The following is a 1,512-nucleotide window of genomic DNA, read 5'->3' on the forward strand; positions in this document are numbered from 1 at the left end:
TTTTCAATCTCTGCTAGCAATTCAGCAGACAAGTTAAATTCATTAAATTTCACGTTTTTCTTCTTTCTAAAGATGGTGCGAAGCCATCCTATAGCGCTTAGTATATACTTTTCTTTTCATGACGTATCTTCAACAAAAATGAGATACCGTGTTGCTTCTTTTCCACGAAAGAAAAGTACTAGTTTCTTTGCAACCTATCTAGTATAACACAAGAGCGGGGCAAAAGATAGTAGAATCCTTAAGGAAAATCATGTAAACGATTTTCCACAAATATAAATACAGCCTTATATGATTCGTTTCTCCGTAGCGGAATTGTGCAAAAGTTTTTTTCTTGTGCTAGAATGAAATCAAACAGGAGGATTAAAAAATGTTAACATACGATTTAATTGTTATTGGATTTGGTAAGGCTGGTAAAACACTAGCTGGTAAATTGGCTTCAGCTGGCAAAAAAGTTGCCCTCGTTGAACGTAGTAAAGCTATGTATGGCGGAACTTGTATCAATATCGGATGTATCCCAACTAAAACCTTGTTAGTTGCTGCTGAGAAAGATTTGTCTTTTGAAAAAGTCATTGCTACCAAAAATACTATCACTGGTCGCCTCAATGGTAAAAACTATGCAACTGTTGCTGGTACAGGCGTAGATATCTTTGATGCGGAAGCACACTTCCTTTCAAATAAAGTCATCGAAATCCAAGCAGGTGATGAAAAACAAGAACTGACTGCTGAAACAATTGTCATCAACACTGGCGCTGTTTCAAACGTCTTACCTATTCCTGGACTTGCTACAAGTAAGAATGTCTTTGACTCAACAGGTATCCAAAACTTGGACAAATTGCCTGAAAAACTTGGAGTACTTGGAGGTGGAAACATCGGTCTTGAATTTGCAGGACTCTACAACAAACTTGGTAGCAAGGTCACAGTTCTAGATGCCTTGGACACATTCCTTCCTCGTGCAGAACCTTCCATCGCAGCACTTGCTAAACAATACATGGAAGAAGACGGCATTGAATTGCTTCAAAACATCCGTACTACTGAAATCAAAAACGACGGTGATCAAGTGCTCGTCGTAACTGAAAACGAAACCTACCGTTTCGATGCCCTTCTCTACGCAACTGGACGCAAACCAAATGTAGAACCACTTCAACTTGAAAATACAGATATTGAACTAACGGAGCGTGGTGCTATCAAGGTCGACAAACACTGCCAAACAAACGTTCCTGGTGTCTTTGCAGTTGGAGACGTCAACGGTGGACCTCAATTCACCTACATTTCACTTGATGACTTCCGTGTTGTTTACAGCTACCTTGCTGGAGATGGCAGCTACACACTCGAAGACCGGCTCAATGTACCAAACACCATGTTCATCACACCAGCTCTTTCTCAAGTTGGCTTGACGGAAAGCCAAGCAGCTAATTTGAAACTTCCATACGCCGTTAAGGAAATCCCTGTTGCTGCCATGCCTCGTGGTCACGTAAATGGAGACCTTCGCGGAGCCTTCAAAGCTGTTGTCAA

1 protein-coding gene is annotated in these 1,512 nt (G+C 40.9%); it reads left to right on the forward strand.

What is annotated here, in order from left to right:
* Positions 1-367: 367 nt before the first annotated feature.
* On the forward strand, positions 368-1,512 hold a 1,145-nt coding region (locus tag GMD1S_RS10300; RefSeq protein WP_000958957.1), incomplete at its 3' end, for an FAD-containing oxidoreductase.

This window comes from Streptococcus sp. GMD1S (assembly GCF_000296875.1).
GTDB lineage: Bacteria > Bacillota > Bacilli > Lactobacillales > Streptococcaceae > Streptococcus.